The 21,385-nt window shown below is 38.4% G+C and carries 20 protein-coding genes and 1 tRNA gene; 11 read left to right on the plus strand and 10 right to left on the minus strand.

Annotation, left to right across the window (positions count from 1 at the left end):
- Nucleotides 1-251: 251 nt before the first annotated feature.
- The 4 genes from AB1444_10965 to uvrC all read left to right on the plus strand — a co-directional run bounded on the left by AB1444_10965 (nt 252) and on the right by uvrC (nt 4,487).
- Nucleotides 252-383, plus strand: coding sequence for a hypothetical protein (locus AB1444_10965; protein ID MEW6527177.1), 132 nt, complete (start codon nt 252-254; stop codon nt 381-383).
- 101 nt (nt 384-484) lie between these two features.
- Nucleotides 485-1,588: a hybrid sensor histidine kinase/response regulator gene (locus tag AB1444_10970; GenBank protein ID MEW6527178.1), complete on the plus strand. Its 1,104-nt coding sequence runs from the start codon at nt 485-487 to the stop codon at nt 1,586-1,588.
- Between the two features lie 15 nt (nt 1,589-1,603).
- Complete coding sequence (locus AB1444_10975; GenBank protein ID MEW6527179.1) at nt 1,604-2,680, plus strand: tetratricopeptide repeat protein; 1,077 nt, start codon at nt 1,604-1,606, stop codon at nt 2,678-2,680.
- A gap of 13 nt (nt 2,681-2,693) precedes the next feature.
- Nucleotides 2,694-4,487, plus strand: coding sequence for an excinuclease ABC subunit UvrC (gene uvrC / locus AB1444_10980; GenBank protein MEW6527180.1), 1,794 nt, complete (start codon nt 2,694-2,696; stop codon nt 4,485-4,487).
- Between the two features lie 17 nt (nt 4,488-4,504).
- Here the strand turns inward: uvrC and AB1444_10985 are convergent, their stop codons facing one another.
- Complete coding sequence (locus AB1444_10985; GenBank protein MEW6527181.1) at nt 4,505-5,134, minus strand: MarC family protein; 630 nt, start codon at nt 5,132-5,134, stop codon at nt 4,505-4,507.
- Between the two features lie 2 nt (nt 5,135-5,136).
- Nucleotides 5,137-6,723 (minus strand): phosphoglycerate dehydrogenase, encoded by a 1,587-nt coding sequence (serA, locus tag AB1444_10990; protein MEW6527182.1) that lies wholly within the window; start codon nt 6,721-6,723, stop codon nt 5,137-5,139.
- A 448-nt stretch (nt 6,724-7,171) separates the two neighbouring features.
- Here serA and AB1444_10995 point away from each other — a divergent pair, with 448 nt between their 5' ends.
- The gene (locus AB1444_10995) at nt 7,172-8,293 is read left to right on the plus strand and encodes an ATP-binding protein (protein MEW6527183.1); all 1,122 of its coding nucleotides are present in this window, start codon (nt 7,172-7,174) and stop codon (nt 8,291-8,293) included.
- Nucleotide 8,294: 1 nt separating this feature from the next.
- Here the strand turns inward: AB1444_10995 and AB1444_11000 are convergent, their stop codons facing one another.
- From AB1444_11000 to AB1444_11015, 4 genes are all read right to left on the minus strand, one after another.
- A complete protein-coding gene (locus AB1444_11000) occupies nt 8,295-9,206 on the minus strand; it encodes a bile acid:sodium symporter family protein (protein ID MEW6527184.1) in 912 nt (303 codons plus the stop codon).
- A 120-nt stretch (nt 9,207-9,326) separates the two neighbouring features.
- Nucleotides 9,327-9,398, minus strand: a tRNA-Arg gene (locus tag AB1444_11005).
- A gap of 77 nt (nt 9,399-9,475) precedes the next feature.
- Complete coding sequence (locus AB1444_11010) at nt 9,476-9,706, minus strand: hypothetical protein (GenBank protein ID MEW6527185.1); 231 nt, start codon at nt 9,704-9,706, stop codon at nt 9,476-9,478.
- 569 nt (nt 9,707-10,275) lie between these two features.
- On the minus strand, nt 10,276-10,419 hold the full coding sequence (locus AB1444_11015; protein MEW6527186.1) for a hypothetical protein: 144 nt from the start codon (nt 10,417-10,419) through the stop codon (nt 10,276-10,278).
- Nucleotides 10,420-11,253: 834 nt separating this feature from the next.
- On the opposite strand from AB1444_11015, the gene AB1444_11020 reads away from it, so the two are divergent.
- The 6 genes from AB1444_11020 to AB1444_11045 are packed head-to-tail and all read left to right on the plus strand — an operon-like array spanning nt 11,254 to nt 16,312.
- Nucleotides 11,254-11,613, plus strand: a complete 360-nt coding sequence (locus tag AB1444_11020; protein ID MEW6527187.1) for a polymer-forming cytoskeletal protein — start codon at nt 11,254-11,256, stop codon at nt 11,611-11,613.
- Between the two features lies 1 nt (nt 11,614).
- Nucleotides 11,615-12,058: a DUF327 family protein gene (locus AB1444_11025; protein ID MEW6527188.1), complete on the plus strand. Its 444-nt coding sequence runs from the start codon at nt 11,615-11,617 to the stop codon at nt 12,056-12,058.
- Between the two features lie 4 nt (nt 12,059-12,062).
- Nucleotides 12,063-12,995, plus strand: a complete 933-nt coding sequence (locus AB1444_11030) for a hypothetical protein (protein ID MEW6527189.1) — start codon at nt 12,063-12,065, stop codon at nt 12,993-12,995.
- Nucleotides 12,996-13,017: 22 nt separating this feature from the next.
- Nucleotides 13,018-13,881 carry a regulatory iron-sulfur-containing complex subunit RicT gene (gene ricT / locus AB1444_11035; GenBank protein ID MEW6527190.1) on the plus strand — a complete coding sequence of 288 codons (864 nt, stop codon included), beginning with the start codon at nt 13,018-13,020 and terminating at the stop codon, nt 13,879-13,881.
- Nucleotides 13,882-13,884: 3 nt separating this feature from the next.
- Nucleotides 13,885-15,801 carry a methionine--tRNA ligase gene (gene metG, locus AB1444_11040; GenBank protein MEW6527191.1) on the plus strand — a complete coding sequence of 639 codons (1,917 nt, stop codon included), beginning with the start codon at nt 13,885-13,887 and terminating at the stop codon, nt 15,799-15,801.
- 16 nt (nt 15,802-15,817) lie between these two features.
- Nucleotides 15,818-16,312 carry a YfcE family phosphodiesterase gene (locus tag AB1444_11045; GenBank protein MEW6527192.1) on the plus strand — a complete coding sequence of 165 codons (495 nt, stop codon included), beginning with the start codon at nt 15,818-15,820 and terminating at the stop codon, nt 16,310-16,312.
- Here the strand turns inward: AB1444_11045 and AB1444_11050 are convergent, their stop codons facing one another.
- The 4 genes from AB1444_11050 to AB1444_11065 form a co-directional block, all read right to left on the minus strand.
- Nucleotides 16,313-17,182: a ParB/RepB/Spo0J family partition protein gene (locus AB1444_11050; GenBank protein MEW6527193.1), complete on the minus strand. Its 870-nt coding sequence runs from the start codon at nt 17,180-17,182 to the stop codon at nt 16,313-16,315.
- A gap of 28 nt (nt 17,183-17,210) precedes the next feature.
- Entirely contained in the window at nt 17,211-17,975 is a 765-nt protein-coding gene (locus tag AB1444_11055) for an AAA family ATPase (GenBank protein MEW6527194.1), read from the minus strand.
- 321 nt (nt 17,976-18,296) lie between these two features.
- A complete protein-coding gene (locus AB1444_11060; GenBank protein ID MEW6527195.1) occupies nt 18,297-19,490 on the minus strand; it encodes a hypothetical protein in 1,194 nt (397 codons plus the stop codon).
- A complete protein-coding gene (locus AB1444_11065) occupies nt 19,487-21,343 on the minus strand; it encodes a hypothetical protein (protein MEW6527196.1) in 1,857 nt (618 codons plus the stop codon). The genes AB1444_11060 and AB1444_11065 overlap by 4 nt, the downstream gene beginning before the upstream one ends.
- Between the last annotated feature and the right edge of the window lie 42 nt (nt 21,344-21,385).

Consider the following 21,385-nt stretch of genomic DNA (forward strand, 5'->3'; position numbering starts at 1 on the left):
GATGGTATTCCTTAAATACTGGTATTGTTGGTTTTCGTTGTTTTTTCATGCGACAATTTTATGTCGCATTAATTGCTTGTAAATTAATTTTTTTAAAAAAAGAGGTGTCTTTTGGGACACCCCCTATATTATACTTTATTCAAATTTCCAAATTTAGGAATAATTAGTGTTTTTTAATAATAATTACTGCTTTTAAAATACTCTTTTACCGAAATATGTACTGTAACATACTTTATGCAGGAGAAACGCTTATGAAATGCGACAAATGTGGTTGCCAGATTAACCAATTAAATCATTATTATATTCCTGATCCAAAAAACCATAAAGGGAAACGATATTGTATCCGTTGTGCTAAAGAAGAAAATATCATAACGCTCATTTAACTGCATTAAATACTTTTTGTAAAAACTTCTTTGCTCAACAGCTAATACAACCACTAACATTTAGCTTGACATGGAAACAAGATCCATGTCACAATTTTAATATGCCAACCAATCAAATTACAATTTTAATTGTGGATGATGAAGAAAAAATCTGTAACAGATTAGCCGCTGTCATCCAGAGAGAAGGTTATGCTGTTACCGCAACCACACAACCTGATAAGGCAATAGAATTTCTTTCACAACAGCCATTTGATATAATTTTAACAGACCTCAATATGCCACAAAAAAGCGGCTTTCAGATAATGGAATATATTCAGCAGGCAGGCCTTAATGTCCTTATTATAGTCATAACCGGTTATGCTTCAGTTGATACAGCTATACAATCAATAAAGTTGGGCGCTTATGATTTTATACAAAAGCCATTTGATATAGAAACACTTAAGTTAACCATAAAACGTGCAGCATTAACCATTAAACTCAGGCGAGAAAACGAACGATATATTGAAGAATTGAAAAAACTCAATAACTTAAAGAATGAATTTATATCAGTAGTATCGCATGACCTTCGTTCACCACTTGCTACCATTGGTGCTTATGTTAAATATCTTACAAAAAAAGACGATTTCCCTCAACAGTATATTCGCTACCTTCACATCATAGGTGAAATTGCAGAAAATTTATATTCACTGGTTAATGAATTGCTGGATATTTCAAAAATTGAATTAGGTATTTTACATTTAAACTATGAGGATGTTGATATTAACACAGTTATAGAATCAACAATTGAAAATTTTTCAACCCTTGCCAAGGAAAAAAATAATGAAATTGTATATACACAAAAACCTGACAATCCTATTATCACAATTGATAAAATTAAAATTATGCAGGTACTAAACAATCTTATAAGCAATGCAATTAAGTTTACTGAAAACGGTACAATAGAAGTTTCTGCGGTTTCCAGCAATAATGGTATACTGATCAATGTTAAAGATAACGGCATGGGAATTGACGAAGAATTAAAAAAAAGTATTCTGGATCCATATACCATTTTCCATACCAATGGTACCCGTGGTGAAACCGGAACGGGTCTTGGGCTTGCTATATGCAAGCGTTTTGTAGAACTTCATGGTGGAAACATTGCACTTGACAGTGAACGGGGCAAAGGCAGCACTTTTACCATATATATTCCTCATGCAAAACAGTGATAAAGTGCCAATATCATGAAAAAATTTTTTACAGTCAGTTTTTCCAAACACTTCCCACTATTGATAATAGTAACTATCTCATTTTGTATAATTGCAGTAAGCTTTATAACAATTAGAACTATTTCCCGGATCTATACAACCTCACTTGATTATGCACACAGAGCAACCATTGAACATATTGAATCCATGAGCATGGTACTATATAATTTTTTAAATAAAGCAAATATTGACAACAATACTCATGAAGATAAACTATTTATGGCTGTTAAAAACAATATCTCAGTGTATACCGCTTATATTGTGAAGCCAACTGATGATGACAGGAACTATACGGTAACAACAGTTATTAAAGGAAAACCACAGATAAAAAATTTAACCCGTGTAGATACATCACAGGAGTTCTTAATACGCAAAGGTCTTGCGTATGTTACCATTAATCCGGCAATAGAAAAACAAGGCACCATTACCTATATAGAAAGTTATATTCCGCTTCATGGTAATAAAAAAACACAGTGTTTAATTATACAGTGGCTTGCACCCAATATTGCAATCTTACAACAAAAACATGATGCACTTATAAAAACATTAATGCAAACTATTGCCATCGTTATTGCCACAACCATTATTATTATTGTTGGTATATCAATCATTCAGTCCTACCGCACAAAGTCACTTATACAGGAACTATCGCACAGTATTCAAAGCATTGCAACGGGCACTTTAGACATTTCCCTTAATGACAGCATTGATAATGAACTCAAAACTATCGCCACATCATTTAACAGCCTTGTGGAAAAGATGAAACACAGTGACCAGATGTTACACACAATTAAAGAAGAAACACTTACAGACATTTTTAAAAAAGGTGTTGGATTGCTGAAAGAAGGGAAGCTGGATGAAGCCCTGGCTTGTTTTACTGTGACCATACTGTATAAACCTCAAAGCTTTGCAAGTTATTTTAATGCTGGAGTGTGTTTAGCAAAAAAAAGGCAGTTTCATGATGCACTACAATACTTTGAAAATGCCAGAGAACTAAACCCTGACAATGAACTTGTCTTGCGCTATATTGAAAAAATAAAAGCAATACAATAATACTTTGCAGTAAATGAAAAACCTTCTTGAACAGAAAATAAAGAACCTGCCATTAAAACCCGGTGTATATCTTTTTATTAATCAAAAAAAAGAGATTATCTATATTGGCAAAGCTTCATCATTAAAGAAACGGGTTGCTTCGTACTTTCAGAAAAATTTAGATGCAAAAACACGTGTACTTGTTATGCATATAACTGATATTGACTATATTGTTACTCAAAGTGAAATTGAAGCCCTGCTATTAGAAAGCTCATTAATAAAGAAACACAAACCAAAATATAACATACAGCAGAAAGATGATAAGCGTTTTCCGTACATTGCTATTACGCTGCATGAAAAATTCCCGCGGGTGATTTTTACTCGCAGGATTTTTCATAATGGCGATAGATACTATGGACCCTACACTGATGCCCATGCTGCACGAAAGACAGTGGCACTGCTCAATAAAACATTTAAACTAAAAACATGCACCAAAGATATACCCTTAAAGCCGCATGAAAGGCCATGTCTTAATCATCAGATGGGACGATGTCAGGGTGTATGTACCGGTATTGTTACTGAAGATGAATATCGCAGCGTGATAGACACTGTAATGCAATTTTTGGATGGCACTATTGACCCGGTGCTTGAAAATCTTACGGCGCTTATGAATTCATATTCACAGGCAATGCGTTTTGAAAGCGCAGCTCAGGTACGCGACATGATATTTGACATTCAGAAGATGCTGCAAACACAGCATGTTGTCACACCATTAGGGCAAAATCAGGATTATATTGGCATTACCACCCACAAGGATGAAGCGTACATTCTGATTTTCCAGTTCAGGCATGGCAGCCTGACAGGCAAACGTATCTTTGTGTATAATAATGCTGAGTACACCAGCCGCTCTTCACTTATTGCACAGTTTATTGTTGAATACTATGCTACCAATGAACCACCACAAACCATTGTCATTCCTGACATGATTGAAGACAGGAATATAGTTGAAGAGTATTTAAGCTCTAAAACCTCACAGCCTGTACACACCATTACTCCCAGAACTGACCATGAAAAAGCTGTTATGCAAATGCTTCATAAGAATTTAGATCTGGCCATAGCTCAAAAGATTGCTCCAGGCTGGCAAAAAGCTCTATTTGAACTACAGGAAGTGTTAAAACTCCCAGCACTTCCCATGGATATAGAATGTTTTGATATATCAAACATTCAAGGCGCTTTTTCTGTTGCCTCTATGGTGCATTTTACTGACGGGATGCCAAACAAAAAGGAATACCGACGCTACCGCATCCGCGCCTATTCCAGGCCAGACGATCCCGGAATGATTCACGAGGTTGTGGGAAGGCGCTTGCAACACCTTTTAAATGAAGGATTACCCCTTCCTGACCTGCTTGTCATTGATGGCGGAAAGGGGCAACTTACCCGTGCCCGTGAGGTGATGGAAGCGTTAGAGTGCTCTGTCCCCGTTATAGCACTTGCAAAACGGTTAGAAGAAATTCACCTCCCACAGGGCAACCCCCTGCAACTTCCTAAGACATCACCTGCATTGAAACTACTGCAGGCCATCCGTGATGAAGCTCATCGCTTTGCTATAACCTATCACCGCAACCTTCGTGACAGGCAAATGACTGCGTCTGTGCTTGATTATATAAGCGGTGTTGGTCCTCATTACAAAAAAAAGCTATTGCAAAGCTTTGACACCATAGAACACATCAAACAATCAAATGCAGAAACTATTGCACAAAAAGCAAAGATCCCTGTAACAGTTGCTCAAAAGATCTATGATTTTTTTCACAATGAGGAAAGCAATTAAAAGCTTTTGCACAGTAACTATCGCCCAATAATATTAATTTGCGATAGTCCATTGATAATAAACTGAACTGCCATTGCCGAAAGGATAAGCCCCATCAGTTTGTGAATCACAGAAATCCCCGTTTGACCAAGCATATGCTGTAGCCTGCCAGCAAGTGCCATGACAACCATGGCAATAAGGAATGTAACCGCTGATATAACCGATATTATGGCAAGCTTTATAACATCACCCTGCGCCTGCGAGCTAAACATGAGTAGTGCTGCAATATTTCCCGGACCACATAAAAAGGGAATAGCAAGCGGAAACACGGCAATATCAGTGTCAGCCTCATATTCTTTATCGTCAAGCTTTTGCGTTCGCCGTGGCCGTGCAAGCAACATGTCCATGGCAATCACAAATAAAAGTATTCCCCCTGCAATCATAAATGCACCAGGCGTTATACCTATAAAGCGCAAAAAAATATGAGCACTGAAAATGAAAAAGAGTGAAACAATAATTGATATGGCCGTGGATTTCACAATAACCTTTTTGCGATACGATGCGTCATACGGTGCTAAGTATGCCACAAATACGGGGATAAGGCCTAATGGATCCACCACAAAGAAAAGCGTAAAGAATACCGCTGGTATAAACGTTGACTCAGTCATAGTTACACAACAACATAGTTAACATCAAGAATTTCAGGTAACTGTGCAAGGTTTTCAAGCACTGCCTGCTGGATATCCTCATCTATTTCCAGTATCACCAGCGCCTTACCGCCACGGCGCGTTCGTGCCAGATGCAGGTTGGCAATATTTATATGATTTTTACCCAAAAACATCCCTATTGCACCAATAACATTGGGAACATCATTGTTGTGCATAACAAGCATTTTCCCGGAAGGTATAAAATCAATAAGATATTCATCACAGCGTACCACCCACGGCTGCTTTGCAATAACCGTTCCCCACAGTTCATTGCTAAGCGTACCACCTTCAGCCTTAGCTTGCACAAGGTGAGCCCAATCACCGGATTGCGTACTTTCACCAACATGTACCTTAATGCCACGTTCTGCTGCTATCATTGTAGCATTGACATAATTTATTGGCCTGTCAATATAGGGCGATAGTAAGCCTTTAAGGTATGCTGCTGTCAACGGTTCCCTGCTATATTTACCAAACTCTCCAGAATAATACAGCTGAACTGAACGCACCTTGCCAGCTAACATGATTGCCTGAAATTTCCCCATGCGCTCTGCCAGATTAATAAATGGCTTGAGGAAATCATACTGCTGCATATCAACTGATGGATAATTGACACTGTCATGAATCACACCCTTTGTAAAGTAATCGATGACGGTTTGCGCTGCCTCAATGGCAACTGACACCTGAGCTTCATACGTATATGCACCTAAATGAGGTGTGAGGATAACGTTATCAAGCTCATGGAATGGCGGCAGATTTTCAGGTGGTTCCTGAGTGAACACATCTAATGCTGCACCCGCTATTCGCTTTTCTTTCAATGCTTTGTATAAATCCTGTTCATTAACAATGCCTCCCCGTGCACAGTTTACAATACGCACTGTTGGTTTTAATTTTTTTATAACATCAGCATTAATGAGGTTTTTTGTTTCGTCGGTTAATGGTGTATGAACGCTGATAAAGTCAGCTTTTTTCCATATTGTTTCTAAATCAGCAATGTCTATATCCATAGCTGCTAATTTTTCTTTTGCTAGATAAGGATCAAATCCCACTACCTGCATCCCCAAAGCCTTACACAATTTAGCTAACTCTGCCCCTACCCGACCCAATCCTATAATGCCTATAACTTTACGTCGCAGTTCAACTCCTTCAAATTTCTTCTTTTCCCATAGTTGCTTTTTCATTGATGCATCTGCCTGTGGTATAGTGCGGGCAATTGAACATATAAGCGATAGAGCAAACTCAGCAGTGGAAATGGTATTCCCACCTGGAGCATTGGTAACAATAATACCTTTGGCCGTGGCAGCTTCAACATCCACATTATCAACACCAATGCCAGCACGGGCAATGATTTCTAATGCTTTAGCTTCTTCAATGATATCAGCTGTAACATGGGTAGCTGATCGAATAATAAGGGCATGAGCACCAGCTACGTGCTTTTTCAGGGTATCACTATCTAAACCTGGCTTGTATACTATATCAAAATCAGGGTTGCTCTGTAAAAGCTGCAACCCTTCGGGAGCAATGTCATCAGTAATAAGAATTTTCTTTTTCATGGTTTTCTCCCTTAGAAAAATTTATTTTACTCTTACTGTTATTGTAAAGTAGCCTTTACTGGCTTTTCATTTGATTCATAATTCAATTCTACTGTAACTCCTAATATAAGTAGTTTTGTTATTTACAATGAAACACTCCACTATGGACATAATCCCACTGTTTATCCTTATGGCCCCTTTATAACCCTATCTTTTCATGTGTAATAATGTAAAAAATACTAGAGTACTCCCTCCATGTATTATTACATCTTATAATATAGTAACTGGGTTTAAATGTCAATACATAGATTATAATGAAGTTTAATACTGGATATATTCCCATATTACACTATCATAAAAATTTACCCTACCAATAGCTTTTCCACTTGACTTTTTCCTATCAATTCACTAAATTATAATAAAATATTGTGAATAGATTCACTATAATTTACATATATTTGGTGAATAAATGGTATTAAAACGCACTATTCAGGATCAAATTGAAAAATTTTTATTCAAAAACAAAATAATTCTTATTTATGGTGCCCGACAGGTTGGTAAAACTACTCTGGTTAAATCAATAATGCAAAAATATCAGGATAGTGCACTGTACCTCAATTGTGATGAACCTGATATAAGAAATTTACTTCACAATAGAACATCCACAGAACTAAAATATATCATTGGGCAGAAAAAATTAGTAATAATTGATGAAGCACAGATGGTGAAAGATATAGGAGTTACACTAAAGCTACTCATAGATAATTTTCCGGAAATTCAAATCATAGCTACGGGTTCATCATCATTTGAATTAGCCAGCACTATATCACAACCCTTAACAGGCAGAAAAATTGAATTCAGACTATTCCCTTTTTCAATACAAGAATTGCACTCTATTTATTCCCGCTTGGAGATGGACCGTCTACTGCCACAATTTATGATATATGGTATGTATCCTGATATAGTACTGAACAAGGAAAATACTATAATACTTTTAAAAAATCTTGCTTTTAGTTACTCATACAAAGATGTGCTGCAATATCAGCAGATAAAAAATCCCGAAATTCTTGAAAAGCTATTACAGGCATTAGCTTTGCAAATTAGCAATGAAGTATCGTATAATGAATTATCTTCTTTGCTTGGTATTGATAAAAACACAGTAGCAAACTACATTAGAATACTGGAACAAGCATTTATCATCTTTAAACTACCTCCATTAAGCCGTAACTTGCGGAATGAAATAAAAAAACTAAAAAAAATATATTTCTGGGATACTGGCATACGGAATGCATTAATTAATAATTTTAATTCACTTGAATTGAGAACGGATACAGGGGCATTATGGGAAAACTTCTTTATTGCAGAAAGACTTAAATTTTTATATAACTCAATGGCAAATAAAAACATATATTTCTGGCGAACTCAGCAAAAACATGAAATTGATTATGTTGAAGAAGAAAATGGCCAATTTGATGCATTTGAAATTAAATGGAATAAACAAAAGGTGAAAATTCCATCAATATTCTTAGAAAATTACCCTGTAGCTCACCAGTATTGTATCAACAGGCAAAACTATATAGATCATATGTAAGCTACCTTCTTTGCCACCACCATGCAGCAAGCGAACCCGAAATATTGTGCCATATACTAAAAATTGCTCCGGGCAGTGCAGCTAATGCTTCAAAATGTACAATAGCAAGTGACACCGCAAGCCCCGAATTCTGCATACCCACTTCAATAGCAATAGTTTTACGTACCCTTTTATCAAATCCCATTACAGTAGCGGCACCATACCCTAACGCAAACCCTGCCACATTATGCAGCATTACCACAAGTATGGTAATACATCCCACTGTATGCAGGCTATGAGCATTTGCCGCAGTGATTCCTGCTATAATAGTAACTATCGCCACAACTGATACCGAAGGAAGCACCATTACCACATGGTCAATATATTTTTTTAAAAGAAACCGCACCATAATACCCAGTGCTACCGGCACGATAATAACCTGTACAATAGAAACAACCATGGAAATAAGTGGAACCGGCACCCACCGCCCGGCAAGAAGATACGTTAACAGAGGGGTCAGAGCAGGTGAAAGCATAGTGCTTGCAGTAGTCATCCCAACCGAAAGCGCTACATCGCCCTTTGCTAAGTATGTAATAACATTGGAGGCGGTTCCTCCAGGGCATGTGCCAACCAGAATCACACCAATGGCAAGCAGCGGCGGCAGATGAAAAAGCATGCACAAAAGCCAGGCAACAAGCGGCATGATAATAAACTGCGCCACCACACCGGTAACTAGAGCCATTGGGTATTTTACCACCACAACAAAGTCAGAAGGCTTTAAGGTTATGCCCATTCCAAACATGATTATTCCTAAAAAAAGCGGTATGTAGTTTACCAGAGGTTTAAACGCCAAAGGGAAATAATACCCGCATATAGATAAGAGAACAACCCATACTAAAAAATATTTTTCAATGATGTGTGTAAACCTGAGCATATAGATGTACCATCTAAAAAAGGGTGGCGATAGTTACTGGTAAGAAATACCGTATGCACAATAAAATTTTTGTATCACTGACTTCTATTGTGTGCGCAATCGTTTACATAGAAAAATATGCGCTCTCCCCGGGAATCGAACCCAGACGCACGGCTCCGGAGGCCGACGCTCTATCCATTGAGCTAGGAGAGCACGCATACCGTACATAGGCATATATACCAGAAAAGCTTACTATGTGTCAAGATTATTTGAGATACTGTATAGTAGTTTTAACGCAAATGATATTCTTTAGCAATATCCTCTAAAGTTTGAACTGAATTGGGCAATACTGTATCTGGCACATAACCATATTTCTGCATACATTGAAACCGTTTGCACTGATTACGTCCCTCAATACCTTCACAATACAGAGATTTAAAAACTTTTGTGGTTACAACCATATCCTGTAAAATACCCGTAAAAATTGGGCATTTATCTGCATAGTGACATTTATCATTCATATTCGCAATCGTGAATATTTCTTTATACAACCGTAATTACAACAATGATGCATGTACTGTTTTATTAATATCACTTATTTACATGTTATTCAATTATAATAAATTGAAAAACAAAACCCTCTTTTTACACAACATGTGGTATATAACAAAATTTTTTTAACCTTTAAAAATTATATCCATACCATTCGGTCTTTTTAACACAAAATATTTTGTGATATCATACAGAGTATATGGAGTACACAGGTAATAATTAACACATAGCAAACAGAATGGAGTCACTTTTCATCGTGTGGGAAAAGCAAAGAATAAAACTGCACAATAAAGAAATAATATACACTATACATTATATAGACATGAATAAAGGAATTTTTTAAAGGATTAATACAAAATTTTTTTGTTTTTTTTGCCGATATAAGCTATAAATATTCTTGACAAGTAAGCAACAAAATTTTTTTTGGTGCTATACTTTCCTCCAATTTAATGATTGGCGAACCTCCAAATTCTCTTTAGAGGGGAACCCTCTTCCCCTCTACTTTTTTATTACGAGCGATGTGAAAAGATCAAAGATATTAATAAAATCCCTGGTATTCGTTGCGGGAAATGCGGTACTTTCGTCTATAATACTTGACAATGGCAGGCTTAATCATAAGGTAGCTGGCAATTATCCTGTCCGGCCAACCATATTCCAGGAGTTTTAAAATTGTTTTTCTCATGCTTTCCTCCTTGATTTTTGGGCAGACTATTCCGTTGGATTTATATTATAAGTAATTATAAATTTTGCAAGCTTTTTTTAGTAAAAAATTTAAAATTTTTTCCGATAAATATAAACCTGGCACAAAAATTTTATGTCACATTAGAATGGGTAATACCCTCACCATGAGGATGTGCTAAAAAGATACCTCATTTCAATTACTTTGCACCCGCGTCATTGCGAGGAACGAAGTGACGAAGCAATCTTGCTTTTTACGGCATTGAGATTGCTTCACTTTGACATGCTCAGCGCAAGCGCTACACTCGCAATGACATTGCACTCTCGTCATTGTGAACTCCACGGTTTGCTTTGAGATGGCCCGATGTTCATTATTTGATAATAAGGGAACTTCTAAAAACTGTTTTTTTTGGATGTTCCCTTGTGGCCACAATATATATGTTAAAACTGCTTTCTATTATGTGAATAATTTCTGAAGAAAGCAGTTTTTTTGACGTGCCCATAAGGGAACTTCTAAAAACTGTTTTTTTTGGATGTTCCCTTGTGGCCACAATATATACGTTAAAACTGCTTTCTAATTTATGAATAATTTTGGAGGAAAGCAGTTTTTAGATGTGCCCATAAATAATACTTGTTTTTTAACCTGTTATTTTGTAGTGTATCCTGCATAAACAAAGTAATGTGTAAAAAATTAGGGAACTTATGGAAACTGTTTTTACGGAAGTTCCTTTGTGGGCACAATATATAGGACAAGACCGCTTTCTTTTTAGTGCATCCGTACTGATGAAAGCGGTTTTTAGAGGTGCTCATAAATATTATAGTGATAAATAATAGGAATATGGCACGGACAAATAAATTTAATATCGAAGACAATATTGTTAACAGTATCATAGGCGAAGGTTCTGAATTCAAAGGCGAATTTAACATTAACGGATTACTGCGTATAGATGGTAAATTCAAGGGAACTATCGCCACTGATGGTAAGGTGCTTATTGGGCAAACAGGCGAAGCCATAACCGACATCAAGGCACGCGTGGTGGTGATAGGCGGCACTGTGAAAGGCAATATCTATGCCACGGAGCGGGTGATTATGCTGTCAACCGGTACCATACATGGCAATGTCATAACGCCAAGCCTTATTATGGAAGATGGTGTTATTTTTGAGGGTAACTGCACTATAAACAAGAGGCAGGAATGACATGATTGAGATAGTACCCCCAAACCCCAAGAAAGAAGAACAAAAAATTGTTAAACGTAAAAAAGGCACCAAATCCGCAGGCCTCCATTCAACATTCAGATCCACCTTTGAGGGAACTCTTGAATTTTCGCTGCCTGAAACCTTAGATGAACTTCTTGAAGATCTAAAAGACCAGGAAAAAAAATTTATGGCCGATCCCTCATTGTACAACATGCAGCGGTACAAGGCACTGGTTCAGCGTATACTAAAAATCCTGGTAAGCGAAGAATATGTGGTAAACACGTTACAACGAAAACGCCGTGATCGTGCTGATTTTGTGGTTATACAGCAAATACAGAATAAGCTTGAAGAGATTACAAAAGCCTATATAACAAACAACAAAGCTTTTGATATATTAAAAACCTTTGATGAGATCAGAGGGTTAATCCTGGACCTTACCCACTAAAACCATGACACAAATTTTAGGCAATACTGTTCAGCAATCTATTATTTTGCACGCTGCCAGCAATAACATCCTTCCTCATTCAATGCTATTTTCAGGGCTGGAAGGTATTGGCAAAAAACTTTGTGCAGTTACATTGGCCAAAACAATGCTGTGTGCCAGTGGCAACGCGTGCGGTGTCTGTCCTTCATGCAGGCAGATAGATCATGCAACGCACCCCGACGTTATCATAATTGAACCCAATGAGAAAGGGAACATCCCCATTGGCAGCGACGAACAGCAGGGAAGTATACGATGGCTAATTGGTCGCGTGAATTTAGCCTCCCTTAATCAAAAACGAGTCGTCATCATCAATGATGCCCATTGTATGAACATTCAGTCGCAAAATGCATTGCTTAAAACCGTTGAAGAACCGCCAGCACATACGTTTATTATCCTTATTAGCTCCGAACGCAATCAACTGCTGCCAACCATACATTCTCGTGTTACGGAATATGTCTTTCATCCTCTAAGCGATAGCGACCTCGTGTCCATCCTGCAAAAAAGTGGCATTGACAGGCAAATGTATGATGCCATCATCCCTGTTGCAGGAGGGTCTGCATCCTATGCTCTGACCCTTGCTCGTGAGGATCTCTTTTCGCAGCTTAAAGAAGCATACAGCGCTATAGCTAACTTTATATGCCAGCCAGAAGTTTTTTCCCATGATCTATCGCCCATACTACAGGAAATTGGTGCATACAGAACAATTGACCTTTTGATTAATATATTCAGACTGCACTGCACTAAAAACAGATTGCCCTGGCTACACAGCGCACTTGACCAAATGCATGCTGTAGAAATTATTAAAATATTACTTGAACTGCGAAAGGGTATTTCCCACAATATTAATATTAGAATGGCACTGAAAGGCATGCTATACTCTTTATGTTTTACTCAATAATTTTTTTTAAGCAGGTTTACCTATGGATATAACAGGCGTAAAACTTAGATGCAGCCAGCAAGTTTATTATGTATATACAAACAATCTTTTTGTTCGTCGTAATTCCCTGTGTGTAGTAGAAACGGAACATGGTATAGATATTGGCAGGGTTTTTAAGAAACTTACTTCCCTGCCCGACGATTCAATAAAAGTGGGAGGGAAGCTTGTACGCCTTGCCACACAGGAAGATTTAAACCTTTTGCCTCAAATTGAGGCACTTGAAGATAGGGCTTTTGCGGTGTGCAAGGAAAAAATCATTGAAAAAAAATTAGAGATGAAACTTGTCATGGTCAAAAGCCTTTTTGATAAAACCAAGATTATCTTCTATTTTGTGGCTGACGGGCGTATTGACTTCAGGGAACTGGTGCGGGATTTAGCTGCGGTGTTCAGAACACGCATTGAGATGCGTCAGATTGGCGTGCGTGATGAAGCGCGCATGTGCGGAGGGTATGGAACTTGTGGCAGGCAACTGTGCTGTGTTAACCTCAAAGAAGAATTTGAACCAGTTTCTATCAAAATGGCTAAAGATCAAAATATGAATTTGCACTCGCTGAAAATTTCCGGTATGTGCGGAAGGTTGCTATGTTGTCTTGGATATGAATACCATATTTATCGTGAGATTAATGAATCACTACCAAGTCCGGGTTTTCAGTTTACTGTTAATAATATTCCTTTTGTGGTAGAAGCAATTGATAGCTTAAAAGAATCATTGATACTGAGGCATGACTCCAATACTGTTGCCATTCATAGAGATGAAATTAGCAATATAAATGGGACATTTGTATTGAGCGATACTGCAATTGAAAAATTAAAACATTCACTGGAAGTTGTTACTGAAGAGGTATAATCAATGGAAAAGCGCTTTTATGTTACCACGCCTATTTACTATGTTAACGCTGAACCACACATAGGCCATGCTTATACTACCATAGTGGCTGATTTTGTCAATCGCCTGTATAAAATGCGAGGCTATGAAACCTTCTTTTTAACCGGCACTGATGAACATGGTGACAAGATAGTCAAAGCTGCCATGCAGAACAATGCAAATCCACAGGAATATACTGATAAAATCAGTGCCATTTTTAAAGCACAGTGGCAAGCAATGGGGATTGAGTTTAATGATTTTATCCGCACTACCGAAGAACGTCATAAAAAAGTGGTACAGTACGTATTGCAAAAAGTGTATGATAATGGCGATATCTACTTTGGAAGCTATGGCGGTTTTTACTGTTTTGGCTGCGAGCGCTACTTTACCGAAAAGGAGATGGTTGATGGCAAATGTCCCGACCATCAAAAACCTCTGGAATATATTAAAGAAGACAATTACTTTTTTAAAATGAGCAAATATCAGCAATGGCTGATTGATTATATTAATGAACATCCAAACTTCATTAGGCCCGAGCGCTATAAAAATGAAGTTCTTGCAATGCTTGAAGGTGAGGCGCTTGAGGATTTATGCATTTCACGCCCCAGGGCCCGTCTTTCATGGGGTATACCGCTACCTTTTGACAATAACTTTGTAACGTATGTGTGGTTTGATGCACTCATTAATTATATCAGCGCTATTGGGTATCCCGATAGTGACCTTTTTAAAAAATTCTGGCCTGTATCCAACCATATTATTGCAAAGGATATTGTTAAACCCCATGGTGTATTCTGGCCAACCATGCTGAAAGCTGCAGGCATTGAGCCTTACCACCACCTCAATGTCCATGGCTACTGGAATATGGAAGCTGCAAAAATGTCAAAGTCATTGGGCAACGTGGTAACACCATCACAACTATTAGAAAAATATGGCAATGACGAAATCCGATATTTCTTTTTACGGGAAATGACGTTTGGACTTGATGCAAAATTTTCAGAAGAGGCCATAATTAATCGTATTAACTATGACCTTGCCAATGATTTGGGTAATTTAATAAACCGTACCTTTAACATGGTGCATAAGTACTGTGATGCTAAAGTGCCACCATTTCATAGCGATAGCCCCGCAGGAAGAACAGATATGCAGAAGGCATTGAATGATGCAATGAACCATTATTTTGATTATATTGATGGCTTCCAGTTTAACCTGGCGCTTGAACGATTGTGGGATTTTATACGCTATTGCAACAAATATATTGATGAACACAAACCATGGCAGTTAGCCAAAGATGGGGACATCAGGCAACTTCAGTCGCTTCTGAGGAACCTGTTAGAAGGAATCTATGCAATAGCATACCTCCTTGCACCGGTGTGCATCACCAAATCACCTGTCATCATTAAATCACTCAAGGCTCCTCAACAGTATCCGGTTGAGCAACTTGTCAACTTAAAGGCACTTACCGAAGGCAGCATAATTGATAATCCAGGCATACTGTTCCCACGATTAGAAAAAGAAAATGATAAAGCATCACAAAAAGCAAAAAAAGAGGAAAAACCTATGGAAGAAACAGAAGGCCTTATTGACATTAAGGATTTTATGAAGGTTGAACTACGTATTGCAAAAGTATTACAGGCTCAGGCTGTTGAAGGCTCAAACAAACTCATTGAATTACAGATAGATACGGGCAAAGATACTCGCACTATTGTTGCAGGGCTTGCCCCTCATTATACTCCTGAATATCTTGTTGGGAAAAAGATTATTGTTGTGGCAAATCTTAAACCAGCCACATTGTTTAAACGAACATCACATGGGATGCTACTGGCAGCAAAATTGTCTAAAGATGACAAACCCATTTTGATTGAAGTTAATGATACAGTGCCGGTTGGTGCAGTACTCAGTTAATACGCCATGAGGCTTTATGAAGATTGGATTAATATCCGATACACACAATGATATTGAACTGGTTCAAAAGGCAATTGCTATATTCAAAGAACGCAATATATCTGTTATTATCCATGCCGGTGATCTTACCTCCTCTAAAATCATTTCCCTGTTTAAAGGTTTTGATGGCAGATTTGTGCTGGGTAACTGCGACATTGATGTTGAAGAAATAAACACAACTGCATCTGAATGCGGGTTTGGCTGTGTTGAACATTCATGCCAGTTTACGCTGGATGGCAAGAATTTTATGGTGTTTCACGGAAACAATGTCCCCATGTTCAGAGAAGCAGTTAACAGTGGCAAATACGATTACATCATCAAAGGGCATACACACATATTTGAAAATTACGTCAGCGGAAAAACTCGTATCATCAATCCCGGATCCCTGTACCGCGGTGAGGAACATACTGTTGCCATACTTGATACTGAAACTGATAAGGTAGAAAAAATTCGTATAGATATTGAAGAATAATTACCTGTCACCTTTTATAAGGCTTACAATGCGTTCAAAATCATCAAGCGAATAAAAACTTATTTCAATACGCCCCTTGCCTGCTGAATGGCGTATCTCAACACGGGTGCCTAAAAATGAGATTAGCTCTTCTTCCAGTTTCCGTATATGGGCATCCTTTGCTTTCTTTTTCTTTTTACTACTGTTTTTTGGCACTTCAGCTATTGCTTTTTCAACTTCACGCACCGACAGTCCTTGATGGATTATCCTGTCAAACAATGCCTCCTGTTCATCCCCGGAAACACCTAAAAGCAATTTTGCATGTCCAACATTAATTCTCCCATCCTGTAACGCTTCCTGCATGTGCTCGGGCAGATTAAGCAAGCGCATGATATTGGCAACCGTTGCCCTGTCTTTGCCCACACGATCAGCTATTTCTGATTGCTTGAGCTTGAAACGTGTTGCAAGCATTTTATATGCTTTTGCTTCTTCTATTGGGTCTAAGTTTGTTCGTTGAATATTCTCGATAAGAGCCAGCGTCAGATTCTGCTCTTCAGTTGTGTTCATGACAATTGCTTTTATGGTTGGCTTTCCCAATAACTTGCATGCTCGCCATCTGCGTTCACCAGCTACAATAAAATATTCCTCACCCTGCTTGCGCACTATAATTGGCTGTAGCAATCCCACATGCTGTATGGATTGTGCAAGCCCTGCTATCTCTGCTGCATCAAAATGGACTCGTGGCTGGTCAGGATTTGGCATTATTGCATTGATAGGAATATCCACAACACGTTCTTTGTCCTGTAATAAAACCTTTTCAAAATCACTCACCGGTGTTGGTGATGTGGTGATGATTGCTCCCAATCCTTTGCCTAAAACTTTTTTTGCCATTGTCTGCTCCTGTAATGGATACTATGAGCTATCGCACATTCTGAATTAATTCATGTGCTAACTGCTCATAGCTCATACTGCCACTTGAAGTCCTGTCATAAAGATTGATGGGCTTGCCAAATGACGGTGCCTCAGAAAGCCGCACATTACGTGGGATTATTGCTGAAAACACTTTATTTTTAAAAAATTGTTTTACATCCGAAACTACCTGCTGCGAAAGATTGGTGCGCGGGTCATACATGGTCAGTAGCACTCCTTCAATTTCCAGCTTAGGATTGAGTGTATCCTGTACCATGGAAATAATTTTCAGAAGCTGACTTAAACCCTCAAGTGCATAGTATTCACACTGCAGCGGAATAATTACCGAATCCGATGCAACCAGGCTATTTAAAGTGAGTATCCCTAATGATGGTGGGCAGTCGATAAGTATAAAATCAAATGTATCACGTACCTTTTCCAGCGCCCTTTTCAATAAATACTCTTTATCCTCCATATCCATTAGTTCAACTTGAGCCCCAGCTAAATGCATATTGGAAGGGACTATATAAAGATTTTCGATAGTTGTCCTGAAAATTGCTTCCTGTACGGGAATGGTTCCCAGCAAAACCTCATACACTGTTGTTTCCATTTCCTCTACGTTGACACCAAGGCCAAATCCGGCGTTTGCCTGAGGGTCAATATCTACAACCAGAACCTGTTTCCCTTTTTCTGCTAAAAATGCAGCTAAATTGACAGCGGTTGTGGTTTTGCCAACCCCTCCTTTCTGGTTGGAAATGGATATAATTTTACCCATTGATAGCTCCCTTTGAAAAATATTCCCAATTATATGACAATCACTATATATGGTTAATCAAAATAGTGACATATAAGGGAACTTCTAAAAACTGTTTTTCAGGATGTTCCCTTGTGGGCACAATATAATAGGATAAAACCGCTTTCTATTATATGAGTAATTACGGAAGAAACCGGTTTTTAGAGGTGCCCATACATTTACTGCTCTGATATATGGTGTCAATAAATGTATACATATGTATGAATTGTATACCTTCAATTGCAAGCTTTTTTTATCATATACGTACACCACCGGAGGTTGTGGGGAAATATAATAAGCTATTTATTGTTGCCTATGGATAAAATGCCCATCCCTGAACCAATAGCGGCGTTTTCCGGTAAATTTCCGTGGATTTATCCTCTTCCATGTCAACCCTAAAAGCACAATGACAGCAATGGCACCCATGCTAAGGCGCACTAGCGGCATATACGGAATTATGCGCCTACCCTGTGCTATAACCAGTGCAAAAGGTTTATAGGCTGCCCTGTTACACTGATACACACGTACTGTAACATCCTGAGTTATAGGGTTATACCATGATATTTCATTTATAAATCCACTGTCCCATGAACCCAAAAGTTTTTTGCCTGCAAAAATATCAACCTGTACCGGGTAAGAAGTTGGAAGATAAATGGTAACAGCGCCATGGGGCAGTGTGCACGTATAACTTCTGGCATATTCATCCGCTTTAAACGTGTCAACCACCGATAATGCTATGCTCTGACCCCAGTACCACGCTTTCTGTAACAGTTCATCAACCAGCATGCCATACGCTGTTCTGAAAATAAAATAGCGCATGTATAGTGAATCTTCACCGGTATGGTATGCCGAATAATACACCACGCCATTGCCATATTTTTTAAAGAATGCAACAGGCCCTTCCCGCTCGCCTCCAATAGTGGGGAAATACCCTTTGGCCAGTATGGATGCATTAGCTTTTTGTAATGCCACCCAGCCATTATAATTGACAGTAAGTTGCATATCATCACGCATAACAAATGAAGCAAAATCATCATTTAAAAAGCTGTGGATCCTGCCACTGGTGCCATAATGTGGGAAATTATTAAAAAAGGACAGGGAACACCCCAATGCTTCAACAAACCTGTATGAATAACCTGCAGCATACAACCTGCCACCACTTTTCACAAAATCCTGAAGCAGTGCATGTAATCGCTTATAATCAATACCCTCATAATCATCTTTTAATGCAACACCCTGAATACGCTGCCCATGTGCCATTACCTGAATACTTGCCTCAATAGGCTGCTCAACACCGCAGGGTATAAACACAGCATCAAATCCTGACAGGGAACTATCGCCCGCTACTACTGATGCACGTTTTATGATATACGGAATATGATATACATCAAGGAGTGTGGTGAGGTTATCATGATAGGATTTGAACACCAATACCCGTGGTGCTGCCTCAACGCGCAATGTAAAAAAAAGCATGGCAAGAATGACTAAAATCCTCATGAAAGACTCCGGATTTGCGATACTATTTTTGTACGTTCATCCAGTATGCCATATAGCCTGTCATTGAGGCATACATGTGCCACCTGCAGGCAATAGGCAACCATCTGAGGGAACACACCATCACGCAATGTGGGATGTATTACCGGCTTGTGTAACAAAAGTTTTGACAGCGGCCGCAATTTTGAAAAACCGGTTATGATACAATCAGAAAAGGGAACAGGCATCGCTTCTGTGTCTTCAAGTGATGATAAACCTGACGTATGTGCAGAAAACGCCGTGCGCATCACTGCATCGTCTTTGCCTGGTGAGCCACGTAAAATCCACCTGCGGTGACGGTTATACAGAGTAAATAACTCAATCCCAAGATCGTAACACATATCCCCAATCACGGTCATAAAGCGTTCAATAGGATACAAGCTTTTTTTCTTTTTATTTATACCTTCTATCAATTCATCGCGAGTTACGTGAAATGTGGGATTGTTGGATCTGAATGTATTGATTTCGGACAGTATTTCGGAAAAGCGTGCTAATTCATGTGAAAAATAATTTTCAGTAAATATACATCCTTCATAGTGATTTTTATTGTTTTCAAAATATATTGTTGTGCCATCAAGCAGTGCGCCATATTCATTGATAAAACCCAAAAGCATCCCTTCAAGTGCAATGAGTATATCTTTATTATATGCATCATCAAACACCTCATTGCGTTTATCAACCATTTTACGCTGATCATCAAATCCCTGAATGGCAACTTCCTTCCCCTCAGGAGCATAAGTAAGAAACCTGTACAATTCATCGTACGGGTCAAGCTTTCTATGTAGTTCTTCTTTTGCTTTCTTCTTTAACGATTCGGGATCTTTACCTGCTTTTACCAGTTCATCGTGATCAAAATTCCATTCAGTATCCAAAACCTTTGGAACTGTTATATCAAATAGCGTAATTATATCAGATAACATAACAGGTTTGCACAAAACCAGCGCCTCTACACAGGCAGTACAAAATGCTTCAAATGATGGCAACGAAGCCTCTTTTTTAAGAAGATTGGTTAGTGAGCATTCATTGGTGGAAGAAGGATAGAGCAGACATCGCAGAGTGGTAATGAAATCATAGATATATTGTTCAATGGTCAGATTCTTTTTATTCATAGTTTCATTCTTTTGAAGATCCTGGCTTTGACGTAATTTCTGGTCAATTAATTGAATCATGGCTTCTTTGGTCTGAGCATCACATAGGGAAAGTTTTAACATAGAATCCATATAGGGCGATAGTAACTGCTTAAACACCTCAGGCCGTGTCCATTTGAGCTCAATATACTGCTTATCAATCAAGCATGACGATGCAAGAGCATTGTACAGAACAACACAGTAATTAAAAATTTTAGGATCAGATATTGACTGATCATCGACAATATCACAGAGCACCCTATACAGGCGCTGACGCATTGAATACTGCAGTTCAAATAATTTCTGGGAAAACTTTAACAAGCGTTGTGACGGAACAAGCCGCCGTAAAAACCCAATACCAAATTTATTATTTGCATGAACAAGGAGCCTTTTTTTAAAAAGTTTGGTATGCCTGTACTTCTGGTACATATAGGGTGTGTTCTTTGAGTTATATCCCTCAGGTGTTTTAAACTCTTCCCCCTTCACTTCAACTTTGCCTGGAGCCACCGGTTTTACAGGCTTATCGGGATAGTTTTTAACAAGATCTATGATGGCATTATATTTCTCTTCTTCAAGTATACGGTCATTGGCAAGTATTGCCCTCACAATATCCATTTTTCCGGCAGGGATGTCCTTTGACAAAAGCAGAGCTTTGGCTTTTCGTTTTAGTGCTTTGATATCGGTTTGCATAGTCCTCTTGATTTATGAACTATCGCTAATATTAAAATGCAA

The organism is Spirochaetota bacterium (genome assembly GCA_040756435.1).
Lineage (GTDB): Bacteria > Spirochaetota > UBA4802 > UBA4802 > UB4802 > UBA4802.

Coding starts and splice junctions, on each gene's coding strand:
- AB1444_10965 (MEW6527177.1), top strand. CDS start 252: ATGAAATGCGACAAATGTGGTTGCCAGATTAACCAATTAAATCATTAT.
- AB1444_10970 (MEW6527178.1), top strand. CDS start 485: ATGCCAACCAATCAAATTACAATTTTAATTGTGGATGATGAAGAAAAA.
- AB1444_10975 (MEW6527179.1), top strand. CDS start 1,604: ATGAAAAAATTTTTTACAGTCAGTTTTTCCAAACACTTCCCACTATTG.
- uvrC (MEW6527180.1), top strand. CDS start 2,694: ATGAAAAACCTTCTTGAACAGAAAATAAAGAACCTGCCATTAAAACCC.
- AB1444_10985 (MEW6527181.1), bottom strand. CDS start 5,134: ATGACTGAGTCAACGTTTATACCAGCGGTATTCTTTACGCTTTTCTTT.
- serA (MEW6527182.1), bottom strand. CDS start 6,723: ATGAAAAAGAAAATTCTTATTACTGATGACATTGCTCCCGAAGGGTTG.
- AB1444_10995 (MEW6527183.1), top strand. CDS start 7,172: ATGGTATTAAAACGCACTATTCAGGATCAAATTGAAAAATTTTTATTC.
- AB1444_11000 (MEW6527184.1), bottom strand. CDS start 9,206: ATGCTCAGGTTTACACACATCATTGAAAAATATTTTTTAGTATGGGTT.
- AB1444_11010 (MEW6527185.1), bottom strand. CDS start 9,706: ATGAATGATAAATGTCACTATGCAGATAAATGCCCAATTTTTACGGGT.
- AB1444_11015 (MEW6527186.1), bottom strand. CDS start 10,419: ATGAGAAAAACAATTTTAAAACTCCTGGAATATGGTTGGCCGGACAGG.
- AB1444_11020 (MEW6527187.1), top strand. CDS start 11,254: ATGGCACGGACAAATAAATTTAATATCGAAGACAATATTGTTAACAGT.
- AB1444_11025 (MEW6527188.1), top strand. CDS start 11,615: ATGATTGAGATAGTACCCCCAAACCCCAAGAAAGAAGAACAAAAAATT.
- AB1444_11030 (MEW6527189.1), top strand. CDS start 12,063: ATGACACAAATTTTAGGCAATACTGTTCAGCAATCTATTATTTTGCAC.
- ricT (MEW6527190.1), top strand. CDS start 13,018: ATGGATATAACAGGCGTAAAACTTAGATGCAGCCAGCAAGTTTATTAT.
- metG (MEW6527191.1), top strand. CDS start 13,885: ATGGAAAAGCGCTTTTATGTTACCACGCCTATTTACTATGTTAACGCT.
- AB1444_11045 (MEW6527192.1), top strand. CDS start 15,818: ATGAAGATTGGATTAATATCCGATACACACAATGATATTGAACTGGTT.
- AB1444_11050 (MEW6527193.1), bottom strand. CDS start 17,182: ATGGCAAAAAAAGTTTTAGGCAAAGGATTGGGAGCAATCATCACCACA.
- AB1444_11055 (MEW6527194.1), bottom strand. CDS start 17,975: ATGGGTAAAATTATATCCATTTCCAACCAGAAAGGAGGGGTTGGCAAA.
- AB1444_11060 (MEW6527195.1), bottom strand. CDS start 19,490: ATGAGGATTTTAGTCATTCTTGCCATGCTTTTTTTTACATTGCGCGTT.
- AB1444_11065 (MEW6527196.1), bottom strand. CDS start 21,343: ATGCAAACCGATATCAAAGCACTAAAACGAAAAGCCAAAGCTCTGCTT.